The 625-nt window shown below is 47.7% G+C and carries 1 protein-coding gene; it reads left to right on the top strand.

What is annotated here, in order from left to right; all coding sequences use genetic code 11:
• Positions 1 to 338: 338 nt before the first annotated feature.
• Positions 339 to 625, top strand: a 287-nt coding sequence (locus J5224_RS33800) for an OsmC family protein (protein ID WP_413544769.1), incomplete at its 3' end; no start/stop codon positions are given.

Raw genomic sequence — 625 nt, 5'->3', positions numbered from 1 at the left:
ATACGCGTGCATTGAGCAACGTAACCGAAGCCAAACGCTGCCGAAACGTCATAAGCTGCTGTTCCAGCGTGGAAAAAGTGTCGTGAAGGGCAGCAATCAGTTGATAGTGATCCATAGCATCTCATGGCTAATACGGCGATTTAGTTACAACATACTTATAATGTAACAACAATATTCTGGGTCAGCAACGGTGCTTCGAACCGGTCTGGCAGCGAGAAAGGGGGGTAAGGGAGAGTCTGTTACTACCATCGTGCGGTAAATAAGTGGACGGTGCCTATTTTAAGAATATATTGTTGTCTTACAACGTATTTTTCTAGAAACCACCAGGAGTAACCGCTATGTCACAGCGCGAACACCATTATCAGGTCAATATTGAATGGACCGGCAACAAGGGATGTGGAACCGAATCCTACCAAGCCTACAGCCGTGATTATGAAATATCCTCGGGAAATAAACAGATTATTGCCGGTTCATCTGACCCCGCCTTTTTAGGCGATGCTGCACGCTGGAATCCTGAAGACCTGCTTGTCGCGTCGGCATCAGCATGCCATAAACTCTGGTACCTGCATTTGTGTGCAGAGGCTGGCATAGTGGTTTACGCGTATCGGGATCACGCTGAAGGCAC

It is taken from the genome of Candidatus Symbiopectobacterium sp. NZEC135, assembly GCF_025962695.1.
The sequence above is the reverse complement of the archived record's forward strand: the minus strand, read 5'-3'. Positions and strand labels throughout refer to the sequence as shown.